Here is a 23,183-nt window from a genome sequence, read left to right on the forward strand (position 1 = left end):
GACGGGCGTCGTCCGCCGGGCCGGGCCAGCACGCTGCAGCCTAGGAGAGAAGTACGTGCCGGAGCAGGAAGCGACAGCACAGCACGGGACGCCCGTGCGGCAGGTCGGGAACGGACGTCGTGGCGCACGCGCCGCGCGGGTCGGGAACCCGGTGACCGCCCCCGTCGCACACCGGCGCCCACGTCGGGAGAGCCCTTGATGCGGACAGCCGGCGGTGTCCCCACCCGCCTGCCGGTCGGCGCGGAGCTCGATCCGGTGTTCGCCCGCAGTGATCTCGTCCACGACGGCACCCGCGGCCATGGCACCCCCGTGACGGTGACGTCCTGGGTCGCCGCGCCGCCGCGGCCGCGTGAGGAGCCGTGATGTCGCACGTACGGGAGGTCCCGGTGCACGGCCCGGCCCACGTACGGGACGTGCGGGTGGCCGCCGAGGCCGCGGCCGCCCGGGCGGGGCTGGACGGCGACCGCACCGCGGACGCCGCGCTCGTGGCCACCGAACTGGCCACCAACCTGCTCGAGCACGCGGGCGGCGGCCGGGTCCTGGTGGACACGGTGGACTCCCCGCTCACGGCCGACGGCTCGCCCGCGCGGGTACAGGTCGTCGCGGTCGACCACGGCCCGGGCATCCGCGACGTCGCGGCCGCGCTGCGGGACGGCTTCTCCACGACCTCCTCGCTCGGCGCCGGTCTGGGCACCTGCCGGCGGGTCGCGGACGACTTCTCCCTGCACAGCCTCCCGGGGCACGGCACGGTCGTCATGGCGCGGATCGGTGACGGCCGGGACGACCGCGCCGACGCCGACGGGCCCGGTTTCCCGGTACGGGCCGGCGGCGTCAACATCCCCTTCGCCGGCGCGGAGCACTCGGGTGACGCCTGGGCGTTCGTCCGTTCGGGTGACCGCGTGACGCTGATGCTCGCCGACGGCCTGGGCCACGGTCCGGACGCGGCACGCGCGTCCTCGGCCGCCGTCGAGGCGCTGCGCCGCTCGGACCGGCTGCCGCCGGCGGAGCTGCTGCGGCGGCTGGACGGCGCGCTGCGCGGCACCCGGGGCGCGGCCGTCGCCGTGGCCCAGCTCGACCTCGCCGCGCGGCTGCTGCGCTTCGCGGGCGTCGGGAACATCGGCGCCCGGCTCCGCACCGGCGACGGCTGGAGGTCCCTGCCGTGCCGTCCCGGCATCGTCGGCGCCCACCGGCCGGCGGCGGCGCTCCAGCGGCAGGTGGACTGGGCGGACGACTGCCTCCTCGTACTGCACAGCGACGGCCTGCCGGGCGACTGGAGCCCGGGCCCGGCCGTCCACCACCCTTCCCTCGACCCCGCTGTGATCGCCGCCGTGATCGTGCGTGACGCGAGCAGCCCCGCCCGGCCGGTACGCGACGACATCGCCGTCGCCGTACTGAGCCCCTCCTCCCCGCCGGAACCCTCCTCATGACCCGCACCTGGCACATCAGCACCGTCACCGACGCCGCGCGCGCCCGTATCGCCCTGGCCCGGCTGGCCACCGCGCACGGACTGGGCGCCGTCGAGCGCACCCGTCTGGTCAGCGCGCTCACCGCGCAGCTGCGGCAGTGCCTCACCAAGGGCGGCACCTGGCTGCTCAGCGCCGAGGCGACGGCCGCGCCGTCCGGGGGCGGCCGGATCGACATCGAGGTGGAGCCCGAGAACCGCCCGGTGGCCGACCGGCCGACGCCCTGGCACCTGACGGTCGCCTGCCCCGACGACAGCGCCGGCGACGGCGCCGGGCCGGAGCGCGTGGTGGATGATCCGGCGTCGCTCGCGGAGGCCCTGTTCGGCGCGGACGAGGACGCGGCCCTGGTCCTGGACCGGCTCGACGAGGAGGAGCGGCTGGTCGCCTTCCACCGCGAGGAGCTGCACCAGACCAACCAGGGTGTCCTCGCCCTGCACGCCGAGCTCGACGCGGCCGGACGCGCGCAGCGGGAACTCTTCGACGCCGAGCAGCGGGCCCGCAGGGAGGCCGAGAACGCGCGCGGGCGGCTGACCTTCCTGGCCGACGCGAGCGCCGCCCTGACGGCCTCCCTGGACCACCACGCGATCGTGGAGCTGCTGCCCACCGTCCTGGTGCCCCGGTACGCCCGCACGGTCGACGTATGGCTCTTCGACGGGGAGGGCGAGGACAAGCACGAGCACCGGCCCAGCGGGCCGCCGCCGGCCGCCGCCGTGCTGGCGGCCCGCCGCGGACGCCCGCAGTACGCGGCCGACCACCCCGGCGGGCTGCCCGGCGTCGACGACCAGCCGCCGTCCGCGTTCGACCCCGCCCGCCCGCTGCTGTGCATCCCCGTGCTGACCCGGCGGGCCTCCCTCGGCGTGCTGATGCTGACACCGCCCGACGAGCGCTGGGACGCCGACGACGCCGTCATGCTGATCGAGCTGACCCGGCGGGTCAGCATCGCCATCGAGAACGCCAAGCGCTTCGAGCACAACCGGGACATCGCCGAGACCCTGCAGCGCGCCCTGCTCACGGACCTGCCCGCGACGCCGGGCCTGCGCCTCGCCGCGCGCTACCTGCCGGCCACCCGCGGCATGAACGTCGGCGGCGACTGGTACGACGCCTTCCGCCAGCCCGACGGCGGCCTGATCACCGTCATCGGCGACGTGACCGGGCACGGGCTGCACGCCGCGGTGATGATGAGCCAGCTGCGCACCGCGCTGCGCGCCTACGCGGTCGACGGGGGCAGTCCCGGCCAGCTCCTCACCCGGCTGCACACCTTCCTGCACCACCTGCAGCCCGACCTGTACGCGACGGCCGTCATCGCCCGCTTCCACCCCGACGAGCCCACCCTCACCTGGGCCGCCGCCGGGCATCCGCCGCCGGTGCTGCGCACCCCCGACGGCCAGGTGCGGGCGCTGGACGCCAAGCCCGGTGCCATGCTCGGCATCCCGCTGCGGCAGCAGATCGGGGACCACACCGTGCCGCTGCCGCCCGGCTCGACGCTGGCGCTGTACACGGACGGTCTGGTGGAGCGCCGGGCCCAGGGCATCGACCCGGGCATCCGCCGGCTCTCCGCCGCGCTCGCGGAGTTCGGGCCCGAGGAGCTCGACGCGGACCTGGACGCCTCGGCCGACCGGCTGCTGCATCCGCTGCTGCACGACTCCGAGCACGACGACGACGTGTGCCTGCTGCTCTGCCACGTCCACAGCGGAGCACCGGAGGTCGTGGAGCCGCCGGGGCCGCTCTCCTCCGGTCTGCGTCTGTGACGGTCCGCCCCGGCGGCGGGCGTCAGTCCTCGGCCCCGCCGCCGCGGGGCCCGGGCCGCGCGTCCGCCAGGGTCTGGGCCTCGTGGAAGCCGTGCAGGACCGCCTCCAGCGCCGTGCGCTGCCCCGGGGACAGGGCGCCCAGCGCGGTGCCGAGGTAGCCGGAGAGCCGGTCGGTGACCTCGGCCAGGAACCGGTCCCCGTGGGCCGTCACCACGAGTTGCACCTCACGCCGGTCCACGGGCTGCACGGTCCGTCGCAGCAGCCCCGCGGCCTCCAGCCGGTCACACATCCGGCTGGCCGTGGGCAGCCCGATGTCCAGGTGCTCGGCGAGCGCCGTCAGGTTGAGCTCGGGCCGTCTGCGCACGACACGCAGGGCCCGTATCTGGCGGGCGGGCAGCCGCGGGGAGACGTCCTCCACAGCGGCGAACCAGAGCGTCACCAGGCTTTCCACCGCATCGGTCACCTGCCGGGCGACCTCGCCCTCGCGGACGGCGGCGCGCTGTTCCCACTCCACCGCCCGTCATCCTCCGCAGGAAGGGGGCCGCCTCTCCGGGGACCGTCCCGGTCCGGGACGCACCACCGGCGACGACTTCCACCTCCCTGCGGAGGGCGCCCGCCGGCCACGGCGGGCGGCACGGAGTTCCGGCAGGCCAACAGCTCCAGCGGTACCCACGAACGTGTCTCTTTCAGTCGGCTCCGGACAAGGCCTCGTCCTCGGTCATGCTGATGGGCTACCCGAAGCGTCCGGGAGTACACAACCGCCTTCACGGGCCCCTCCCCGCCCGCTCCGCCGGGCGGGCGGCAGGGCGGTCACAACTCGGTCGGGAGGCCGCTGGCCTCGGCGATGCCCCGCAGTTCCTCGTCCTGCTTGTGCCGGTCGCGGATGCAGTCGGCGATGTCGCGGCAGCGCTCCGGGTCGGAGGCGGTGACGGCGTCGGTGACGATGCGGACCGGCCCGCACCCCTCCACATCGATCTGGATCAGCTCGTTGTCGAGGCGGCCGGTGACGGCCGTGGCGACCACCAGGGCCGCCTCGTCGCGGATGTTGTCCGGGACGCTCGCGGCCTCCTCGTCGTCCAGTCCGAAGCCGACCGGGGCGGGGTCCTCCTCCTCGATCGCCCTCAGCACCGGAGCGACGAGTCCGAGCAGGAGCTCGTACTCGTCGGGCGTCATGCTCACGCGCAGGAGGTCCAGGTGAACGTCGAGCGCACGGCTGTTCGGTGGCACATTCGGCTCGTTCATGTCCCTCGGGTTCCCACATGCCGATCGTTCCCACACATCCCGCCGGACGCGTCGGATTCCCCGGTTCACGGGGTGCACGCCGCTCCCCCGCACCCGCCGTCCGGGAAATTGCCGGAACGCCGGTTGCGGTCCCCGTCCATCGGCCACCATGGGGACCGGAGGAACCGGCGTCCACTGTGGCCGATGGGACCCCAACGCCGGTGCCGCGTCCGCGAGTCGGCGCCGGACGCGGGCACGCGGCGCACCGCGCCGACTCGCTGCGAGACCTGGGTGGCCGCCGTGCGGGACGGACAACCGAGAACGGGGACGGCGGCATGAACGGGCCGTACCAGGAGACCGTGCGGGAGGAGGCCCTCGCCGCGGAGCTGCTCCACAGGGCCGAGGAGGAGCGGCGGCTCGTCCGGGCGGCCCGCCCGCCCGCCGGCGCACCGAGCCGGTACCGCGTGCGGCGCTGCCGGGGGGACAACGCGGAGGCCCTCAGGGCGATGGTCGCCCACCACGGCTGGCCCAGCGCCGAACTGGTCGGCGAGCCGGCCTCGACGGCCGCGCTGATGATCCTGCTGCACGCACCGGACCTGGGGTTCCAGCTCACCTGCCGCGACCTGATCGCGGAGGCCGCGGCGGACGGCGGGTGCCCGGTGGTGCACCACGCGTACATAGCCGACCACTGCGCGGTCGAGCTGGGCCAGCCGCAGTTCTACGGCACGCGCATCGACCCCGCCACCCTCACCCCGTACCCGCTGCGGCACCCGTCGACGGTGGACGAGCGCCGCCGCGACGTGGGACTCGGCCCGCTGGACGAGCACCTGCGCACCCTCCGCTCCGGCCTGGGTGTGCGGGGGCTGTGAGCCGTCACCGGTCACCCGTGTCCGGTCGCCCGTCACCCGGGAACGGAGCGCGCCACCCGGAATCCCGTGTCGTCGATCCGCAGGCTCGGATGGCTGCGGCGGCGCACCGAGGCGCGGCAGCTCCAGTGCTCGTCGAACCAGCCGCCGCCCCGCAGCACCCGGTAGGCGCCGTACACCTCGGGGTCGTACAGGTCCCAGCACCACTCCCAGACGTTGCCGAGCATGTCGTGCAGCCCCCACGGGTTGGGCCGCCTGCCGCCCACGGAGTGCACCCGTTCCCCCGAGTTGCCGCGGTACCAGGCGATGTCGTCCAGGTCGCCGTACCGGGGGCCGGTCGTGCCGGCCCGGCAGGCGTGCTCCCACTCGGCCTCGGTCGGCAGCCGGTACCCGTCGGCGGACCCGTCCCAGGTGATGTGCTCGGCCGCCTCGTCGACGCGGTAGGCGGGGGCCAGGCCCTCGTGGCGCGACAGGGCGTTGCAGTAGCGCACCGCGTCCCACCAGGAGACACCCTCGACGGGCAGCCGGTCGCCCCGCACGCCGCTCGGCCGCTCGCCGGTGATCCGGGCGTACCGCTCCTGAGTCACCGGGTGCGCCGACAGCAGGTAGGGGGCCAGGTCGACCGGCCGGCTGCGCCGGGTCCGCCGGTCGGTCAGCGTCACCCGGCCCCCCGTCACACTGATCATGCTCCCGCTCCCCCGTGTCCGCCGGCGGTGGTGCCGGGCCGCCGCGGAGTGACATCGTACGGCGCGTGTGCGGCGTGCCCGGTCCGGGTACTGGTGGGGTCCGAGAAACTCAAGGGATCGGCCGGCGCGCGGACTCGCGCAGCCGGGTCCGAGCACCGGCCGGCTCCGTCCCCCGGAAGGGGTCGGGAGCATGGTGAGCGAAGATGCGCGTCCCCCCGTCCCGTGGCTCACACTGCTGCGGGGCGCCGCCCTGGAGACCGGCTGGGCCACGGTACGGCTGGCCGGGCTGCCGCTCGACCTGGCCGCACGCGGCGCGCGGCAGGTCACCGGATGGCTCGGCGGCGAGCACGAGGCGGCGCCACCGGACTGCGCGGACGAGCCGGGCCTGCCGGTGGTGTTCGTGCACGGGCTCGCCGACCGCGCCTCGATCTTCTCCCGGCTGCGCGCCGGGCTGCACGACTGCGGCACCGGGCCCTTCGTGACGGCCTCGTACAACGCCTACCACCAGGACATCCCCACGGCGGCCCGGGCGCTGGGCGATCAGGTGGCGCAGGTGCGGGAGCTGACCGGTGGGCGGCCCGTGTGCGTGGTGGGGCACAGTCTCGGCGGGCTGATCGCGCGCTACTGCGTGCAGCGGCTGGGCGGTGACGCCCACGTCCCGCTGGTGATCACCCTGGCCACGCCGCACGGCGGTACCGCGATGGCCCAGTGGGCGCCCCCGCACCCCCTGCTGCGGCAACTGCGCCCGGGGAGCCCGGTGCTGGCCGAGCTCGCCGAGCCGTGCGGCGGCTGCCGTACGCGCTTCGTGTGCTTCTACAGCGACCTGGACGAGGCCGTCGTCCCGGCGAACAGGGCCCGTCTCGACCACCCGGACCTGCGGGCCCGCAACGTGCTCGTCCACGGGGTCGGCCATCTGATGCTGCCGCTGCACCAGCCGGTGATCGACGCGGTGCGCGGACTGCTGGCCGGGACGGCGGAGCTTCCCCTGGCGGGCTGAGCGGGCTGAACGGCGTCCGTGTCATGCACGCGGCCGGGGGTCCTCCCCCCGCCGCAGCCGCCGTACCACGACCACCAGGTCGACCGCGGTGACGAGGGCCAGCACGGCGCACCCGACGGCAAGGCCGGTCAGGACCGTGGCGTCGGGCCGGGCACCGGCGTCCCTGTGCGCCGCCCACACGGCGAACAGCACGGCCGCGACGGCGAAGACGGGCAGGAAGACGGCGGCCAGCGCCCGGCGCGGCCGCAGGGCGGTGCGGGCGGTCCGCGGCTCGGTGCCGCTGCGGCCGCTCCTCCCGCCCGGCCGGCGGTCCGACGGATGTGAGGGTTGCGCGCTCACGGCCCACCTCCTGGAATTGCGTTCCCGCGGGGGCGAGTACCTGTTCCCGGCACCGGCACGCCTGCGAATCCGTCCTGGTGGCAGGCGTGTGGCAGGGGTTCTCACGGGTACTGGGGCCGGGCGGCGCCGGACCCCACCGGGCCCGGCGCGGCTCACGACGAAGACCGTACGAGGCGCATGAGGGAGCCATCCGTGAACGAGCAGCAGAATCCCGTCGAGCAGCACCCGCAGCCCGACCTCCCCGACCAGGAGCAGCCGCACCCCGGCTGGACCGGCCCCATGGACCCGCCGCCGGACCACGGCGAGGAGTCGTACCGGGGCAGCGGCCGGCTCGAGGGACGCAAGGCGGTGATCACCGGTGGCGACTCGGGCATCGGCCGGGCCGTCGCCCTCGCCTTCGCCCGGGAGGGCGCGGACGTGCTCTTCACCTACCTGGACGCGGAGAAGGACGACGCCCAGGAGACCGCGCGCCTGGTCGAGGACGCCGGCCGGCGTGCCGTGCCCGTGGCGTGCGACATCCGCGAGGAGGGGAACTGCCGGTCGCTGATCGAGCGTGCCGTCGAGGAGTTCGGCCGCATCGACATCCTGGTGAACAACGCCGCGTACCAGATGTCGCAGCCGGACGGGATCGAGGAGATCTCCACCGAGCAGTTCGACCGGGTGATGCGCACCAACCTGTACGCCCTCTTCTGGCTGTCCAAATTCGCGCTGCAGCACATGCCCGAGGGCGGCAGCATCATCAACTCGACCTCGGTGCAGGCGTACCAGCCCAGTCCGCACCTGCTGGACTACGCGACGTCCAAGGCCGGCATCGCGAACTTCACCAAGGGCCTCGCCCAGATGGTCATCGAGCGGGGCATCCGCGTCAACGCGGTCGCGCCGGGCCCGGTGTGGACGCCGCTGATCCCGGCGACGATGCCGGACACGACGGAGTTCGGCAAGCAGGCGCCCATCGGCCGGCCGGCCCAGCCCGCCGAGATGGCGCCCGCGTACGTCTTCCTCGCCTCGCAGGAGGCGTCCTACATCACCGCGGAGATCGTCAACGCGACGGGCGGCACACCGCTCCCCTAGCGTCCGGCGCCGCCGCGGGCCGGGGAAACGGTCGGCCGGCCGGCGGGTTGTTCCGGGACGCGCGTTTCCGAAGGTGTCTCGCAGGCAACCCGGGTTCCTCCGAATCCGACGCGACGGGAGGGCTCGCATGACCCTCACAGTGCAGCAGCCCCACTCCCGCCCCGGCCCGCACACGGCCCTGCGCATCGGTGTGCTCGGCTCCTACGGCGGTTTCAACATCGGCGACGAATCGATCCTGACCTGCGTGCTGGCCTGCCTGCGGGCGCACCGCCCGGACGCCAGGCTGGTCGTCTTCAGCCGCGACACCGAGCACACCCGCACCCACCACGGCTCGGCCGACGAGGTGGTGGCCTGGGAGAACGTCGCACAGAGACCGGTCCTGGACGCCCTGTCCGGCCTGGACCTGCTGGTCCTGGGCGGGGGCGGCATCCTCTACGACAGCGAGGCCCGCCGCTACCTGCGCCTGGTGCGGGCGGCACAGCACCGGGGCGTACGGACGTTCGCGTACGCCGTCGGGGCCGGCCCGCTGCACGAGGCCGACGACCGGGAGGCGGTGCGCACCGTCCTGCGCGCCATGGACGACGTCGTGGTCCGGGACGAGGAGTCCCGGCTCGTCCTGGAGGAGGTGGGGCTCGAGCGGGACGTCACCGTCACCGCCGACCCCGCCCTGCTGCTGTCCGCGGAGCCGTTCACCACGCGGATGATGCTCGCGGAGGGCATCCCCAGCGGGCGGCGGCTGGTGGGGATGTCGGTGCGCGAGCCCGGCCGGGCGGCCGAGAAGCTGGACGAGGGCGACTACCACGCCCTCCTCGCCGACGTGGCGGACTTCCTGGTGCGGCGGCTGGACGCCCATGTGGTGTTCATGCCGATGGAGCGCCACGACGTCCGCCACGCGCACGCCGTGCTGTCCCACATGAGCGCCCCCGACCGCGGGCGCATCCTGCACGGCTCCTACAGCCCCGGCCAGGTCCTCGGCTTCATGCGCCACCTGGACCTGGCCGTCGGCATGCGCCTGCACTTCCTGATCTTCGCGGCCCTGTCGGGGCTGCCGGTCCTGCCGCTGCCGTACGCGGGCAAGGTCTTCGACTTCGCGCGCCGTACGGGTGCGCCGGGCCTGGTGGGCGTGGCCCGGGAGCAGGCCGGGCTGCTGCTCGCGGAGGTGGACCGGCTGTGGGACGAGTTCCCCGAGCGGCGGGGCGAGCTGCGCGGCCGGGTCCAGGAGCTGTGCGAGTCGGCCCGGGAGACCTGTGTGCGCTGCCGGACCCTGCTCGACGCCATCGACGGCGCGGCGGGGGCCGCCGCGGACTCGCACCTGTGCGCGCGGGGCGCCGTCCGGGGCGGGCCGCGGAAGGCGACCGTCAGCTCGTGAGGTCCCCTGGGCGCCCGCTCAGTGACCGCTGACGGGGCGGGTCGTGTACGGCCGTCCCAGTTCCTCGGCCTCCTCGTCGGTGAGGTCGAGGCTCAGGGCGGCGACCGCGTCCTCGAGGTGCCGCGCCCTGGTCGCGCCGACGATGGGCGCGGCGACGGTCTCCTGACGCAACAGCCAGGCGAGCGCGACCTGGGCCTGCGGGACACCGCGCGCGGCGGCGACGCGTCCCACGGCGTCGACGATCTCGCGGTCGCCCTCCCGGTACAGGGTGCTGCCGAACCTGTCGGTGCGGCTGCGCTCGGTGTCCGTGTCCCAGGCGCGGGCCAGCCGGCCGCGGGCGAGCGGGCTCCAGGGCAGCGTGGCGACCTGCTGGTCCGCGCAGAGCGGGAGCATCTCGCGCTCCTCCTCGCGGTAGAGCAGGTTGTAGTGGTTCTGCATGGAGACGAAGCGCGTCCAGCCGTGTCGTTCGGCGGTGTGCTGGGCCTTGGCGAACTGCCAGGCGTACATCGAGCTGGCCCCGATGTAGCGGGCCTTGCCCGCCTTGACCACGTCGTGCAGGGCCTCCATCGTCTCCTCGACGGGGGTGGCGGAGTCGAAGCGGTGGATCTGGTAGAGGTCCACGTGGTCGGTGCCCAGCCGGCGCAGGCTGTTGTCGATCTCCGTCATGATCGCCTTGCGGGAGAGGCCGTGGCCGTTGGGGCCCGCGTGCATGGCGCCGTGCACCTTGGTGGCGAGCACGATCTCGTCACGGCGCGCGTACTTCTGCAGGGCCCGGCCGACGATCTCCTCGCTGGTGCCGTCGGAGTAGACGTTGGCGGTGTCGAAGAAGTTGATACCGGCGTCCAGTGCCTGGCGGATCAGCGGCAGCGACGCCTCCTCGTCCAGGGTCCAGGGGTGCGGGCCGCGGTCGGGCACCCCGAAGCTCATGCAGCCCACACAGATCCGGGACACGTCCAGCCCCGTCCGACCGAGCTTCACGTACTGCATCGTCGTCACTCCTGTCCTTGGGTGGTACGCCTGTGGGAGCAGCGTACGGAGGTACCGGCGGGGCGGGGAGGCGGCGTGGCCGCCTCAGACGCGGTAGCGGCGCAGCGCCGGTGTCACGGTCGCGAGCAGCAGGGCGCCGGCCACCACCAGCAGTCCGCCGCCCACGACCGCCGCGCGGGGGCCGAAGGCCGAACCGGCCGTGCCGTGCAGCACGTCGGCCAGGCGCGGGCCGCCCGCGACCACCACCGTGAAGACGCCCTGCATCCGGCCGCGCATCTCGTCGGTCGCGGCCGACAGCAGGATGGCCCCGCGGAAGACCATGGAGACCATGTCGGCCGCTCCGGCGACGGCGAGGAAGGCGACCGCGATCCACAGGCTCTCGCTGAGGCCGAAGCCGGTGATCGCCACGCCCCAGGCCGCCACCGCCGCGATGACCATCAGCCCGTGCCGGCGCGCCCGCGAGAAGGTGCCCGAGAACAGTCCGCCGAGCACGGCGCCCACCGGGATGCCCGCGAACAGCAGGCCGAGCGCCAGGCCCTCCCCGTAGGGCGCGTAGGTCTCGGCGGCCAGCTGTGGGAAGAGGGCGCGGGGCATGCCGAGGACCATCGCGATGATGTCGGCGAGGAAGGAGAGCAGCAGCACCTTGTGCAGCGAGATGTAACGGAAGCCCGCGAGGACCTCGCGGAGGCCGGCCCGGCGCTTCACAGTCGTGGCCAGGGGCGGCAGCGGCGGGAGTCTGTAGACCGCCCAGAGGGTGGCGCACAGGGCGAGGGCGTCGATCAGGTACAGCTCGGGGAGGCCCACGACCGGGATGAGGGCCCCGGCGAGCAGGGGCCCGGCCACCAGGCCGGTCTGCATCACGGTGGAGCCGAGGGCGTTGGCCGCGGGGAGTTCCGCGGCGGGCACCAGGCGGGCTATGGACGCGGTGCGGGCCGGGGAGTTGAGGCCGAAGAACGCCTGCTGGAGGGCGAGCAGCACCATCAGCACCGGGACCGAGTCGAGCCCGACGGCGGCCTGCACCCAGAACAGCAGCGAGGTGACGGCGATGCCGGTGTTGGTGATCAGCAGGAGCTTGCGGCGGTCCATGCTGTCGGCGACCGCGCCGCCCCAGAGCGCGAACACCACCAGCGGCAGCAGGCCGGCCAGGCTCGCGTAGCCGACCCAGGCCGAGGAGCCCGTGATGTCGAAGATCTGCTTGGGCACCGCGACGGCGGTCAGCTGGCTGCCGACGGCCGTGACGACGGTCGAGGTCCACAGCCGCCGGTAGGCGGGGCGGCGCAGCGGCCGGGTGTCCATCGCCCAGCGGCGCCAGCCGCGGGCCCGGGACGCCTCCGGTTCCGGTGTGCCGTCGTCGGCGTCCGGCCGGCCGCCGGCCTTGTTCTCGCTGGTGTCGCTCGTGTCCACGGACATCCTGGTTGCTCGATACATCTTTCTGTCCGTGCATCACTATCACCCGGACGGCGGACGGTGCGACCTCCCGGCGGGGGAAGTGGCGTGCGCTACAGCGCCCCGGCGATCAGCGTGCCCCCGAGGACGAACATCACCAGGGCGACCAGGCCGTCCAGTACCCGCCAGGCCGAGGGCCGGGCCAGGTGACGGCCGAGCAGCCGGGCACCGAACCCGAGCGCCGCGAACCAGCACAGGCTGGCGAGGGCCGCGCCCAGACCGAAGGTCCAGCGCAGCGGACCCCGGTCCGCGGCGAGGGAACCGACCAGGAAGACCGTGTCCAGGTAGACGTGCGGGTTGAGCCAGGTCAGCGCCAGACAGGTGAGGACGGCCCGGCGGATTGACCCCGTCGGACCGCCCTCCGCGTGCAGGGCCCCGGGCCGCAGCGCGCGCCGCGCGGCCAGCACCGCGTAACCCAGCAGGAACGCTCCCCCGACCAGGCCCACCACGGTCAGGGCGGCCGGCCAGGCCACCACCACGGCGCCGACGCCGCCGACGCCGAGCGCGATCAGCACCGCGTCGGACAGGGCGCAGATGACCACGACGGGCAGCACCGCGTTCCGGTGGATGCCCTGCCGGAGGACGAAGGCGTTCTGGGCGCCGATGGCGACGATGAGGGAGAGGCCGGTGCCGAACCCGGCGGCGACGGCGGTCAGTGCGCTGTTCACCCACCCGACGCTACGAGCGCGCGATCGATCAGTACAGCTAAAGATTCTTACGTACCATTAGCGCTCGTGATGACTCGTCGGATGCGCCCATGACCCAGGAACTCCCCCTCGACCTGGTCCGCACGCTGCTCACCGTGGTGGACGAGGGCACGTTCGACGCGGCGGCCCGCGTCCTGCACGTCACGCCGTCCGCGGTGAGCCAGCGGGTCAAGGCGCTGGAGCAGCGCACGGGCCGCGTCCTGTTGATCCGGGCGAAACCGGTGCGACCGACCGAGTCGGGTGAGGCGGTCGTCCGCTTCGCCCGTCAGCTCGCCCGCCTGGAGCAGGACGCGCACACCGCGCTCGGCATGAGCGACTCCGCCGGCTCCGCCCGGCTGCCGATCGCCGTGAACGCGGACTCGCTCGCGACGTGGTTCCTGCCCGCCCTCACCCAGGTGCCCGACGAGCTGCGCCCCTGCTACGAGCTGCACCGCGAGGACGAGGCCCACACCGCCCGGCTGCTGCGGGAGGGGCTGGTGATGGCGGCGGTCACCTCCTCCCCCGACGCGGTGGCCGGGTGCCTGGTCCGCGTCCTGGGCGGGATGCGGTACGTGCCGGCGGCGCAGCCCGCCTTCGCCCGGCGGTGGCTCGGCACCGGGCGGGACGTACCGCTGCGGGAGGTGATCGCCGACGCGCCGGTGGTGACGTTCGACCGCCACGACGACCTCCAGGACGGGTTCGTCCGTCGTCTGCGACGGGGCGGACGGGCCGGCGCCGGCGGGCGGCGGCACGCCATGCCGACCTCGGAGGGGTTCGTCACGGCGGTGACGGCCGGTCTCGGCTGGGGCATGGTGCCCGCGGTGCAGGCCGGACCGCTGCTCGACACCGGCCGGCTGGTGCGCCTGGCGCCGCCGGACCGCGATGTCACGGTCCGGCTGTACTGGCAGCAGTGGAAGCTGGACTCCCCCGCCCTCACCGCGGTCGCCGACGCCGTCGCGGCCGCGGCCGCCCGGGCGCTCGAACCCTGAGCGCTCACGCCCCGGAGCCGAACGGTCCTTCCAGCGCGGCCCACTGCAACAGCATGATCGTCTTCGCGTCGGCGATCTCACCGGTGCGGATCATCTCCAGGGCGCGCCGGAAGGGCAGCTCGACGAGTTCGATGTCCTCGCCCTCCTCCGCCAGGCCGCCGCCCCGGTGGGTGCGGGTCGACGGGCCGTACGGGGCGGCGTAGAAGCTCACCCGCTCGGTCACCGAACCCGGGCTCATGTAGACGTCGAAGACGTGCCGGACCTCCCCGACGGTGTGTCCCGTCTCCTCCACGACCTCGCGCCGCACGGCGACCTCGGGGTGCTCGTCCTCCTCGTCGAGCAGCCCGCCGGCCGTCTCGACCAGCATGCCGTCGGGGTGGCCGTTGACGTACACGGGATAGCGGAACTGCCGGGTGAGCAGCACGGTCGCGCGCTCGGCGTCGTACAGCAGGACGGTGGCGCCGTTCCCGCGGTCGTGCGTCTCGCGCTCCTGGGTGCTCCAGGTGCCGTCGGCGTGCCGGAAGTCGAAGGTGGTGGTGCGCTCCACGTACCAGTGGCTGGAGAGCAGCCGTACGTCCCGCACCTTCACCCGCGGGTTGCCGGTGAGGTCCAGGCCGGTCCGGTCCAGGTCGGTGCGGCCGCGGCCGTCGGGGAGGCCGGCGCCCGCGGTCGTCGCGCGGGCTTCGTGGGAATCGGTCATGACCGCTTCTACCATCCCCGCCCGCCGGTGCCGGAGCCGGAGTCCTGTTCCCCGCGACGGCGACGCCGGTGACCCGTCGTGCGGTGCGGGGCGAAGGTTGGCGGAACCATCGGCTCCGGGACACCATGCCTGGCATGAAGGGTGATCTTTTCTCGGGCGAGCACCTGGTGCAGCCGGCCTCCGTACCAGGCATGACCGTGCAGAACGCCAAGTCGATCAAGTACACCGTGGACGGCGAGATGCTCGCCCGGCAGGGGGCGATGATCGCCTACCGGGGGAACCTGCAGTTCGAACGGAAGGGTCAGGGCGTGGGCGGCCTGCTCAAGCGGGCCGTCACCGGTGAGGGGCTGCCGCTGATGACGGTCCGCGGGCAGGGCGAGGCCTGGTTCGCGCACGAGGCGCAGAACTGCTTCGTCGTCGACGTCGAGCCCGGTGACGTCTTCACCGTCAACGGGCGCAACGTGCTGTGCTTCGACGCCTCGCTGGCGTACGAGATCAAGACGGTGAAGGGCGCGGGCATCACCGGCGGCGGGCTGTTCAACAGCGTCTTCACCGGGCAGGGCAGGCTCGGGCTGGTCTGTGACGGCACTCCGCTCGTCATCCCGGTCTCGCCGCGGCTGCCCGTCTTCGTCGACACCGACGCCGTGGTGGGCTGGACGGCACAGCTCGCCACCTCGCTGCACCGGTCGCAGTCCTTCGGCTCGATGATCCGCGGCGGTTCCGGGGAGGCCGTGCAGCTGAGGCTGGAGGGCGAGGGGTTCGTGGTGGTACGGCCGAGCGAGGCGACACCGCCGAAGGCGCAGCAGCACTGAGCCGGTGGGTTCGCCCTCGGGGGCGCGGGTACCCGGGCACCGCGAACGCGAGGAATCCGCACCCTAGGAGGAAGCAGTGTCGCAGGTAGAGGAGTCCGTCGAGGTCGACGTCCCGGTCCAGACCGCGTACAACCAGTGGACGCAGTTCGAGTCCTTCCCCCGGTTCATGAGCGGGGTGGAGAAGATCGAGCAGCGCTCCGACACACTCACGCACTGGGTGACCAATGTGGACGGGGTGCGCAGGGAGTTCGACGCGGAGATCACCGAGCAGATCCCCGACGAGCGGGTCGCCTGGACCACGGTCGGCGGCGAGTCGCGCCAGGCGGGTGTGGTCACCTTCCACCACCTCGGCGAAGGGCACACGAAGGTGATGCTGCAGATGGATTTCGATCCGCACGGCCTCACCGAGACCGTCGGCGACAAGCTCGGCTTCGTGAAGCGGCAGGCCAAGGGTGACCTGGCGCGCTTCAAGGAGTACATCGAGCACCGCGGCCACGAGACCGGGGAGTGGCGCGGCACCGTACGGTGATCCGGGCCCGCCCCGTGACAGTGAGGGGCCGGGGAGCGCGCACGACGCGCTCCCCGGCCCCTCGGACGTGTGCGGTGCGGGTCCGCTACGCCTCCGCGCGGCCCGCCGCCGTACGGCACTCCGGGTGGCCCCAGCCCTGGTCGTTCTTGGCGATCTGCTCCCCCGCCGCGTACGCACGGCCGCAGACGCAGCGGCCCGGGAACTTCGCCTTGAGGGTGCGGGAGGAGCTTCCGCGGCGGGCCGGCTTCCCGGAGCCCGACCCGGACCGGGCGGCGGGGACCCGGCGAGCCGACGCCGTCGGGGTGTCGGGCGAGGGCGGCGGTTCCGGGGAGCCGAGGGCGCTGCCCGCGGGCTCCTGCACGATGGCCGCCTGGCTCGCGGCGCGGTCGGCGAAGTCGTTGAGGCGGTCGCCGTCGACCTGGTGGGCGGGGACGTAGCGGAACTCCACCGAGCGGCCGTCGAGCAGCTCGTCGATGCGCGCGACGAGCTCCTGGTTGGCGACGGGCTTTCCGGAGGCGGTCTTCCAGCCCTTGCGCTTCCAGCCGGGCAGCCAGGTGGTGACGGCCTTCATCGCGTACTGGGAGTCCATCCGGATCTCCAGCGGGACCTCCGGGTCGACGGCCGTGAGCAGCCTTTCCAGCGCGGTGAGTTCCGCGACGTTGTTCGTGGTCCTGCCCAGCGGGCCGGCCTCCCAACGGGCAGGCGTCTGAGCGCCGTCGGCGACCACCCAGGCCCAGCCGGCCGGTCCGGGGTTACCCTTCGACGCCCCGTCACAGGCGGCCACAACACGTTCGAGCATGGCACCGATCATGCCATGCGCACCCGCCCGGCCCGTCACGGGGCGGGCGGTCGTGATCGTTCCAGGGCACCGGTTCAGGTCACGTCGTGCGCCTTCGGGACGTCGCCCCGGGTGGTGCCGGTGTCGATGACGGAGAACGGGGCGCCGAACGGGTCGCCGAGCGTGGCGGAGCGGCCGAACGGGCTGTCCGCCGGGCCGGAGCGCACGACGGCGCCCCACCGGGTCGCCGTGGCGACCGTGGCGTCGCAGTCCTCGACGGCGAAGTACAGGTTGACGAACGGCGGCGTGCCGGGCGGGAACGCGTCCGTCATCCGCATCCGGCCCAGCACCGTGTCCTCGCCGACGCCGAAGAGGCGGAAGTCCACCCCCGGGTCGTCCAGCTGTTTGGCCCGGTAGCCGAAGACGGCCGGGAAGAACGCGTCGGACGTCTCGGGTGCGCGGGTGAGGATCTCGGCCCAGCAGTAGGCGCCGGGGACGCCGGTCACCTCGAACCCCTCGTGGGTGCCGGCCTGCCAGACACCGAAGACGACGCCGCCCGGATCGCGGGCCAGCAGCACGGCGCCCAGGTCGTCGGCCTGCACCGGCTCCACGAGGATGTCGCCGCCGTGCTCACGGATGCGGGCCGCGGTGGCCACGACGTCCGGCGAGGCGAGGTGGACGCACCAGGTGGAGCGGTCCTCCTGGCCGGGGACCGGCGGCACCACGGCGGCGACCGCCCGGCCGTCGGCGCATGCCTGGGTGCACCTGCCGTAGTCGGTCGGCAGCTCACGGAACGTCCAGCCCAGGACGTCACCGTAGAAGCTCTTCACCCCTTCCACGTCGCGGAACATCGCTTCGGCCCAGCAGGGGGTTCCCTCGGGTGGAACGGCCATGATCGCGGCCCTCCTCGCGTCGACGGACGGTTCTGCTGTCGCGCCTCACGCTAGCCAGGCCCGGGCGGGCCGCGCGCCCGGAACGACAGACTGTGCCGGACTGCTGCCCGGCGGGGGGCGGGCCCGCTCGTCCGGGTCTGGTAATTTCAGCGCGCTCGTACTGTTGTTCCTGCTCACCCGTCCCCCGAGTCGTCAGGCCTCCCGTGTCCGGTTCCCGCCCGCGCCGTACGGCGCTGTCGCGTACCCGGAGCCCGTGGGGGCGTGCGCTGCTCGTGGTCCTGGTGGTGGCGGCGACGTTCGCGCTGTTCTGCGTGGGCACGCCCGCGGCGCGGGCGGCCGGGGCACCGACGCCGTCCCCGGTGTCCGCGCCCACGGCCGCGCCCGGCCCCCAGCAGCCCCTGGACGCCGTGGGCCCGCCCCGGCACGCGGACCGGCAGCCCTGCGAGGAGGACCCCGGCGGTCACCACTGCCACGGGCGGGACCACCACGGCGTCCCCGCGCAGGCACCGCACCTCGGGGCGGACCGCTCCCCCGCGCTCGGACAGCCCTCGACCGGTCCGGCGGGACGGCCCGCCGGACCGTCCCGGGAACCGGGCGCCGCCCGGCCCCCCGATCTCCACGAACTGCAACTGCTTCGGGTCTAGACGGCACGGCCGCACCGGCCGCGCCTCCCACCTCGACCCCGAAGACCACCGCAGTACCGCCCTGCCCGAAGACGACGGCACGGCGGGGAGAAGGACATCGCCATGGGTTCGTCGAACCAGAAGAGCAAGAACGCGGCGCGCCGCGCCCGCATCGAGGAGCTGCGCCGGGCCGAACAGGCCCGTGAACGGCGCAACCGGCTGATCACGATCGGCGTCTCCGTCGTCGTCGTCGCCGGGCTGGTCGCCGGCGGCTACACCCTGTGGTCCGCCGGCGAGGAGAAGGAACAGGCCGCCGCGGCGCCCATCGAGGGCGTGAAGAGCTGGTCGGACCTCTCCCAGAACCACGTCACCACGGCGGTCGACTACCCGATGACCCCGCCGGTCGGCGGCGACCACAACCAGATCTGGGTCAACTGCGACAAGCAGGTGTACACGAACCAGCTGCCGAACGAGAACGCCGTGCACGCCCTGGAGCACGGTGCCGTCTGGATCACGTACAACGACGAGGCGGCCGAGGCCGACGTGGAGCAGCTGACCGACAAGGTCGAGCGGACCACGTACACGTTCATGAGCCCGTACGAGGAGCAGTCCTCGCCGATCACCCTCAGCGCGTGGGGGCACCAGCTGAACGTGGACTCGGCCTCCGACGCACGGGTGCAGACCTTCCTCGACAAGTACGTGCAGGGCGAGCAGACCCCGGAGCCGGGTGCCGCCTGCACGGGGGGCCTGGCTCCCTGACCGCGCCACCGGGGGCACCCGCCGTACCGGCCGGGCGCCCCCGTGGCGGTCCGCTCGCTCGCGTCCCCTCGCCTCCGTCCTCACCCTTCCGCCCGGTCCCCGTCGTGTCCCCCTGGTTCCGCGGGCCCGGCTGTGCTTGCCTGGGGAACCGTTCGGTGGCCGGGCGCGAGGTACGGGAGATGCGTGTGCGAGGACCGTGGATCGTGGGCCTGCTGCTGGCCGCCTCGCTGCTGGGCGCGTGCGGGGACCCGGTGTCCGATGACGGGGCGGTGCCCCCGAAGCGGGAACCGGCGCCGACCGTCGTCCGCAGCAGGGGTGCGGTGCTCCCCCCGGAGGCGTCCGCCTCCCGCGACGCCTCGAACAAGGCGGGCGGATCCCGGACGAAGGCGCCCGTGGTCCTCTACCTGGGCGACTCCCTCGCCGTGGAGAACCAGCAGGTACTGGGCCGGGAGCTGCGCGACCGGGCCGGCGCCCGCTACCGCAGCGCCCCCTACCCGGGCACCGCCCTGTGCGACTACCTGGAGGGCCCCACCGAGCGGTCGCTGGTGCCCGCGCGGGACAAGGCCGCCGCCCTGGTGCGCGCCACGCGCCCCGACTACGTGGTGCTGCAGTTCTGGGGCAACGCGTGGGGCTACACCCCCTGTATGCGGGGAATCACCCACGACCGGGCGCGGAACGCCTACCTGACGCGGTACGCGTCCGACGCCGAGCGGCTGACCGAGCAGATCGAGGCCGCCGCGGGCGACGGCCGGCCGCGCATCGTCTGGGTGCTCCAGGGACCCGACGCGATCGCCCCGGACCGGGTGCGCCGGATCAACTCCGTGTACGAGGAGCGGGCCGCCGCCTCCGGCGACCTGCTCGCCGACGCGGGCGGGGCGGTCAGCCCGGCCTCGGACCGCTACGCCTGGACGCGGTACCTGCCGTGCACGGCGTACGAGCGCGAGCACTCCGCGTACTGCACCCAGCCGGGCCAGGACCGCACGGCCCTGCACCGCGCCGACGACCACCTGCACTTCTGTCTGGCGCCCACGACCGCGACGCCCCGGCCGTGCCCGGTCCCCTCCCCCGGCATCCGGCGCATGGCCGAGGCGATCGCCCGGACCGTCGCCGAGGACGCCGCCCGGCGCTGAGAGCCCGGGGGCCGCTGAACGGACGTCAGGCGGCGTCCGCGTCCTGCTTCCTCGACGCCCGCAGGCTGGTCACGGTGGTCACCGCGAGGACGAGCACGATGAAGCCGAGCGAGAACGGGATGCCGATCTCGGGCACGTGCACACCGGACTCGTGCAGGGCGTGCAGCACCAGCTTGACGCCGATGAAGCCGAGGATGATCGACAGGCCGTAGGAGAGGTGCACCAGCCGCTTCAGCAGGCCGCCGATGAGGAAGTACAGCTGGCGCAGGCCCATCAGGGCGAAGGCGTTGGCCGTGAAGACGATGTACGGGTCCTGCGTCAGCCCGTAGATGGCGGGGATGGAGTCCAGGGCGAACAGCACGTCGGTCGAGCCGATGGCGAGCATGACGACCAGCATCGGCGTCATGACGCGCTTGCCGTTCTCCTCGATCCACAGCTTGGTGCCGTGGTAGCGGTCGGCCACACCGAAGCGCCGCTCGACCGTCTTGAGCAGCTTGTTCTCCTCGTACTCCTCGTCGTGGCCGCCCTTGCGGGCGTCCTGGACGAGCTTGAAGGCGGTCCAGATGAGGAAGGCGCCGAAGATGTAGAAGACCCAGGAGAAGGTGGAGATGATCGCCGCGCCGGCCGCGATGAAGCCGGCCCGCAGTACGAGCGCCATGATGACGCCGACCATCAGCACGCGCTGCTGGTACTGCGTGGGCACCGCGAACTTCGCCATGATGAGCACGAAGACGAAGAGGTTGTCGACGCTCAGCGACTTCTCGGTGATGTAACCGGCGAAGAACTCACCGGCGGGGGCGCTGCCGGCGACGGCCCACAGGCCGACGCCGAAGACGAGGGCGAGGGCGACCCAGACGGCCGACCAGACGCCGGCCTCCTTGACCGACACCTCGTGGGGCTTGCGTCCGATGAAGAAATCGATGGCGACGAGCACGCAGAGCACTGCGACGCTCAGCACCCAGCCGGTCAGGGTGACGTTCACGGTTGTCCGTTCCTCCGGGCCTGTGGGGCAACTGTCAGCTCTTCTGCTGCCCGCATCACTTCCACCCAGACCCGGAGGACGACACCTGTTACCGGGCGGCCTCCCGCGTCACTCCCCCGCGTAGGCCCGCTCCAGGGCGGGCAGGTCGAGCTTGCTCATGGAGTACATGGCACGGGTGACCCGGGCCACCCGCTCCGCGTCCGGGTCGCTGACCATCTCCATGAACCGGACGGGGACGACCTGCCAGGACAGTCCGTACCGGTCCTTCAGCCAGCCGCAGGGGCCGGGCTCGCCGCCCTCGGTGAGCCGGTTCCAGTAGTGGTCGACCTCGTCCTGGTCCGCGCAGTGGATCTGGAACGAGACGGCCTCGCTGAAGGTGAACTGCGGGCCGCCGTTCAGGGCGACGAACTTCTGTCCGTTGGCCTCGAACTCGACCGTCATCACGGCGCCGACGCGCGCGCCGTGGTCGGCCTCGGTGTAGCGCGTCACCCCTCCGAGCCGGGAGTTCTTGAAGATCGACACGTAGTGGGCGGCGGCCTCCTCGGCCTGGCCGTCGAACCACAGGCAGGTGGTGAATCCGTACGCGGGCACAGTGGCCTCCTCGGGAGAGGGCGAAAGCGTCACCCGTACAGACCGGCCCGGGCCCGGGAACTCATCGGTCCGCGCGCGAGCCGCTCCCGCACTCCGTCACCTCTGCTCTCGGCAGATCTGCCGCAGGCAGAGGAATCCCCTGTCAGGCGCCTCCTCCGGACACAGTGAACGGGACGGGCGACCACGGCGCCCCGAAGGAACCACGACCGACGACATGGAGGACCGATGACCCTGTTCGACACCGCCGTCCCGGCCGCGCGCCCGGCGCCCCGGGCCGAGGAGGCGGACACCCCGCCTTCCCGGTTCGACGACCACCTGGCCGCACAACTGCTCGCCCAGCGGATCGTCCTCCTCGGCACACAGGTCGACGAGGTCTCCGCCAACCGGGTCTGTGCCCAGTTGCTGCTGCTGTCGGCGGAGGACCCGCGCACCGACATCAGCCTGTACGTCAACAGCCCGGGCGGCTCGGTGCACGCGGGGCTCGCCATCTACGACACGATGCGGCTCATCCCGAACGACGTGTCGACGCTGGCCATGGGCTTCGCCGCGAGCATGGGCCAGTTCCTGGTCAGCGTGGGCACGCACGGCAAGCGGCACGCCCTGCCGAACGCGCGGATCATGATGCACCAGCCGTCGGCGGGCATCGGCGGGACCACCGCGGACATCGAGATCCAGGCGGAGAACCTGGAGCACACCAAGCGCACCATCGAGCGCATCACCGCCGAGCACACCGGCCAGACTCCGGAGACGATCTCCCGGGACGGTGACCGCGACCGCTGGTTCACGGCCGAGCAGGCGAGGGAGTACGGGATGGTCGACCACGTCGTCACCTCGCTCGACACGGTGCGCCCGGCCACGACGCGACGACGGATGGGTCTGTGACCATGGGGACGTACACGATTCCGAACGTCGTCGAGCGCACCCCGCAGGGCGAGCGGTCCTACGACGTGTTCAGCAGGCTGCTGTCCGAGCGGATCATCTTCCTCGGCACCGAGATCGACGACGGGGTGGCGGGCGTCGTCATCGCCCAGCTCCTGCACCTGGAGTCGGCGGCGCCGGAGCAGGAGATCGCGATCTACCTCAACTCGCCCGGCGGATCGTTCACCTCGCTGATGGCGATCTACGACACGATGACGTTCGTCCAGGCGCCGGTCTCCACGTTCTGCGTCGGGCAGGCGGCCTCCACCGCGGCCGTGCTGCTCGCGGGCGGCGACCCGGGCCGGCGCTTCGTGCTCGAGCACGCGCGCGTACTGCTCGGCCAGCCCGCGAGCGGCGGCCGCCAGGGCACGGTCTCGGACCTCGCCCTGCAGGCGCGGGAGATGGTCCGCATCCGCTCCCAGGTGGAGGAGGTCCTCGCCCGGCACACGCACCACGACGTGGCGGCCCTCCGCGCGGACATGGACCGGGACAAGGTCTTCACCGCGGCGGAGGCCGTCGCGTACGGGCTGGCCGACGAAGTGCTGAGCCGGCGGCTGGTGGGCGTCTGACCCTCCGTTCGAACGGCCTTCCGTCCCGAGC

Annotated in this window: 27 protein-coding genes; 15 read left to right on the forward strand and 12 right to left on the reverse strand. The window is 73.5% G+C overall.

Annotated elements, in window-relative coordinates; translation table 11 throughout:
* Positions 1-198: 198 nt before the first annotated feature.
* From UW392_RS47730 to UW392_RS47740, 3 genes are read left to right on the forward strand one after another with little or no spacing between them, the layout of a single operon-like run.
* Complete coding sequence (locus UW392_RS47730; RefSeq protein ID WP_320781624.1) at positions 199-363, forward strand: hypothetical protein; 165 nt, start codon at positions 199-201, stop codon at positions 361-363.
* Positions 363-1,427, forward strand: a complete 1,065-nt coding sequence (locus UW392_RS47735) for an ATP-binding SpoIIE family protein phosphatase (protein ID WP_320781625.1) — start codon at positions 363-365, stop codon at positions 1,425-1,427. Before UW392_RS47730 ends, UW392_RS47735 begins: the two co-directional genes overlap by 1 nt.
* Positions 1,424-3,211, forward strand: coding sequence for a SpoIIE family protein phosphatase (locus UW392_RS47740; protein WP_320781626.1), 1,788 nt, complete (start codon positions 1,424-1,426; stop codon positions 3,209-3,211). Before UW392_RS47735 ends, UW392_RS47740 begins: the two co-directional genes overlap by 4 nt.
* Positions 3,212-3,233: 22 nt before the next feature.
* Here the strand turns inward: UW392_RS47740 and UW392_RS47745 are convergent, their stop codons facing one another.
* Both UW392_RS47745 and UW392_RS47750 read right to left on the reverse strand, forming a co-directional pair.
* On the reverse strand, positions 3,234-3,725 hold the full coding sequence (locus UW392_RS47745; RefSeq protein WP_320781627.1) for a MarR family winged helix-turn-helix transcriptional regulator: 492 nt from the start codon (positions 3,723-3,725) through the stop codon (positions 3,234-3,236).
* Between the two features lie 296 nt (positions 3,726-4,021).
* Positions 4,022-4,453 carry a hypothetical protein gene (locus UW392_RS47750; protein WP_320781628.1) on the reverse strand — a complete coding sequence of 144 codons (432 nt, stop codon included), beginning with the start codon at positions 4,451-4,453 and terminating at the stop codon, positions 4,022-4,024.
* Positions 4,454-4,767: 314 nt separating this feature from the next.
* On the opposite strand from UW392_RS47750, the gene UW392_RS47755 reads away from it, so the two are divergent.
* A complete protein-coding gene (locus tag UW392_RS47755) occupies positions 4,768-5,301 on the forward strand; it encodes a DUF6624 domain-containing protein (RefSeq protein ID WP_320781629.1) in 534 nt (177 codons plus the stop codon).
* Positions 5,302-5,333: 32 nt separating this feature from the next.
* On the opposite strand, the gene UW392_RS47760 is transcribed toward UW392_RS47755, so the two are convergent.
* Entirely contained in the window at positions 5,334-5,984 is a 651-nt protein-coding gene (locus tag UW392_RS47760) for a formylglycine-generating enzyme family protein (RefSeq protein ID WP_320781630.1), read from the reverse strand.
* Between the two features lie 190 nt (positions 5,985-6,174).
* Here UW392_RS47760 and UW392_RS47765 point away from each other — a divergent pair, with 190 nt between their 5' ends.
* A complete protein-coding gene (locus UW392_RS47765; RefSeq protein ID WP_320781631.1) occupies positions 6,175-6,981 on the forward strand; it encodes an esterase/lipase family protein in 807 nt (268 codons plus the stop codon).
* Between the two features lie 21 nt (positions 6,982-7,002).
* On the opposite strand, the gene UW392_RS47770 is transcribed toward UW392_RS47765, so the two are convergent.
* Positions 7,003-7,320 (reverse strand): DUF6343 family protein, encoded by a 318-nt coding sequence (locus UW392_RS47770; RefSeq protein WP_320781632.1) that lies wholly within the window; start codon positions 7,318-7,320, stop codon positions 7,003-7,005.
* A 177-nt stretch (positions 7,321-7,497) separates the two neighbouring features.
* On the opposite strand from UW392_RS47770, the gene UW392_RS47775 reads away from it, so the two are divergent.
* On the forward strand, positions 7,498-8,391 hold the full coding sequence (locus tag UW392_RS47775) for an SDR family oxidoreductase (protein WP_320781633.1): 894 nt from the start codon (positions 7,498-7,500) through the stop codon (positions 8,389-8,391).
* Between the two features lie 127 nt (positions 8,392-8,518).
* Positions 8,519-9,760, forward strand: coding sequence for a polysaccharide pyruvyl transferase family protein (locus tag UW392_RS47780; protein WP_320781634.1), 1,242 nt, complete (start codon positions 8,519-8,521; stop codon positions 9,758-9,760).
* An 18-nt stretch (positions 9,761-9,778) separates the two neighbouring features.
* Here the strand turns inward: UW392_RS47780 and UW392_RS47785 are convergent, their stop codons facing one another.
* From UW392_RS47785 to UW392_RS47795, 3 genes are all read right to left on the reverse strand, one after another.
* Positions 9,779-10,747, reverse strand: a complete 969-nt coding sequence (locus tag UW392_RS47785; protein WP_320781635.1) for an aldo/keto reductase — start codon at positions 10,745-10,747, stop codon at positions 9,779-9,781.
* 84 nt (positions 10,748-10,831) lie between these two features.
* Positions 10,832-12,175, reverse strand: a complete 1,344-nt coding sequence (locus UW392_RS47790) for an MFS transporter (RefSeq protein WP_320781636.1) — start codon at positions 12,173-12,175, stop codon at positions 10,832-10,834.
* 71 nt (positions 12,176-12,246) lie between these two features.
* Complete coding sequence (locus tag UW392_RS47795; RefSeq protein ID WP_320781637.1) at positions 12,247-12,861, reverse strand: LysE/ArgO family amino acid transporter; 615 nt, start codon at positions 12,859-12,861, stop codon at positions 12,247-12,249.
* A gap of 89 nt (positions 12,862-12,950) precedes the next feature.
* On the opposite strand from UW392_RS47795, the gene UW392_RS47800 reads away from it, so the two are divergent.
* Entirely contained in the window at positions 12,951-13,868 is a 918-nt protein-coding gene (locus UW392_RS47800) for a LysR family transcriptional regulator ArgP (RefSeq protein WP_320781638.1), read from the forward strand.
* Positions 13,869-13,872: 4 nt separating this feature from the next.
* Here the strand turns inward: UW392_RS47800 and UW392_RS47805 are convergent, their stop codons facing one another.
* Positions 13,873-14,568 carry an NUDIX domain-containing protein gene (locus tag UW392_RS47805; protein ID WP_320781639.1) on the reverse strand — a complete coding sequence of 232 codons (696 nt, stop codon included), beginning with the start codon at positions 14,566-14,568 and terminating at the stop codon, positions 13,873-13,875.
* Positions 14,569-14,702: 134 nt separating this feature from the next.
* On the opposite strand from UW392_RS47805, the gene UW392_RS47810 reads away from it, so the two are divergent.
* A complete protein-coding gene (locus UW392_RS47810) occupies positions 14,703-15,380 on the forward strand; it encodes an AIM24 family protein (protein ID WP_320781640.1) in 678 nt (225 codons plus the stop codon).
* Positions 15,381-15,456: 76 nt separating this feature from the next.
* Positions 15,457-15,909: an SRPBCC family protein gene (locus UW392_RS47815; protein WP_320781641.1), complete on the forward strand. Its 453-nt coding sequence runs from the start codon at positions 15,457-15,459 to the stop codon at positions 15,907-15,909.
* A gap of 85 nt (positions 15,910-15,994) precedes the next feature.
* Here the strand turns inward: UW392_RS47815 and UW392_RS47820 are convergent, their stop codons facing one another.
* Positions 15,995-16,720: a ribonuclease H gene (locus tag UW392_RS47820; protein WP_320781642.1), complete on the reverse strand. Its 726-nt coding sequence runs from the start codon at positions 16,718-16,720 to the stop codon at positions 15,995-15,997.
* Between the two features lie 62 nt (positions 16,721-16,782).
* Complete coding sequence (locus UW392_RS47825) at positions 16,783-17,580, reverse strand: VOC family protein (protein WP_320781643.1); 798 nt, start codon at positions 17,578-17,580, stop codon at positions 16,783-16,785.
* A 203-nt stretch (positions 17,581-17,783) separates the two neighbouring features.
* Between UW392_RS47825 and UW392_RS47830 the strand changes: the two genes are divergently transcribed.
* The 3 genes from UW392_RS47830 (at position 17,784) to UW392_RS47840 (ending at position 20,092) form a co-directional block, all read left to right on the forward strand.
* The gene (locus UW392_RS47830) at positions 17,784-18,224 is read left to right on the forward strand and encodes a hypothetical protein (RefSeq protein ID WP_320781644.1); all 441 of its coding nucleotides are present in this window, start codon (positions 17,784-17,786) and stop codon (positions 18,222-18,224) included.
* 102 nt (positions 18,225-18,326) lie between these two features.
* Positions 18,327-18,962, forward strand: a complete 636-nt coding sequence (locus UW392_RS47835) for a DUF3105 domain-containing protein (RefSeq protein ID WP_320781645.1) — start codon at positions 18,327-18,329, stop codon at positions 18,960-18,962.
* 185 nt (positions 18,963-19,147) lie between these two features.
* Complete coding sequence (locus tag UW392_RS47840) at positions 19,148-20,092, forward strand: SGNH/GDSL hydrolase family protein (protein WP_320781658.1); 945 nt, start codon at positions 19,148-19,150, stop codon at positions 20,090-20,092.
* A gap of 25 nt (positions 20,093-20,117) precedes the next feature.
* On the opposite strand, the gene UW392_RS47845 is transcribed toward UW392_RS47840, so the two are convergent.
* Both UW392_RS47845 and UW392_RS47850 read right to left on the reverse strand, forming a co-directional pair.
* Complete coding sequence (locus tag UW392_RS47845) at positions 20,118-21,074, reverse strand: TerC family protein (protein WP_320781646.1); 957 nt, start codon at positions 21,072-21,074, stop codon at positions 20,118-20,120.
* 108 nt (positions 21,075-21,182) lie between these two features.
* On the reverse strand, positions 21,183-21,665 hold the full coding sequence (locus UW392_RS47850) for a VOC family protein (protein WP_320781647.1): 483 nt from the start codon (positions 21,663-21,665) through the stop codon (positions 21,183-21,185).
* A 225-nt stretch (positions 21,666-21,890) separates the two neighbouring features.
* Here UW392_RS47850 and UW392_RS47855 point away from each other — a divergent pair, with 225 nt between their 5' ends.
* Positions 21,891-22,547 (forward strand): ATP-dependent Clp protease proteolytic subunit, encoded by a 657-nt coding sequence (locus tag UW392_RS47855; RefSeq protein ID WP_320781648.1) that lies wholly within the window; start codon positions 21,891-21,893, stop codon positions 22,545-22,547.
* A 2-nt stretch (positions 22,548-22,549) separates the two neighbouring features.
* A complete protein-coding gene (locus UW392_RS47860; protein ID WP_320781649.1) occupies positions 22,550-23,152 on the forward strand; it encodes an ATP-dependent Clp protease proteolytic subunit in 603 nt (200 codons plus the stop codon).
* The last annotated feature ends 31 nt before the right edge of the window (positions 23,153-23,183 follow it).

The organism is Streptomyces sp. CRN 30, from assembly GCF_034105845.1.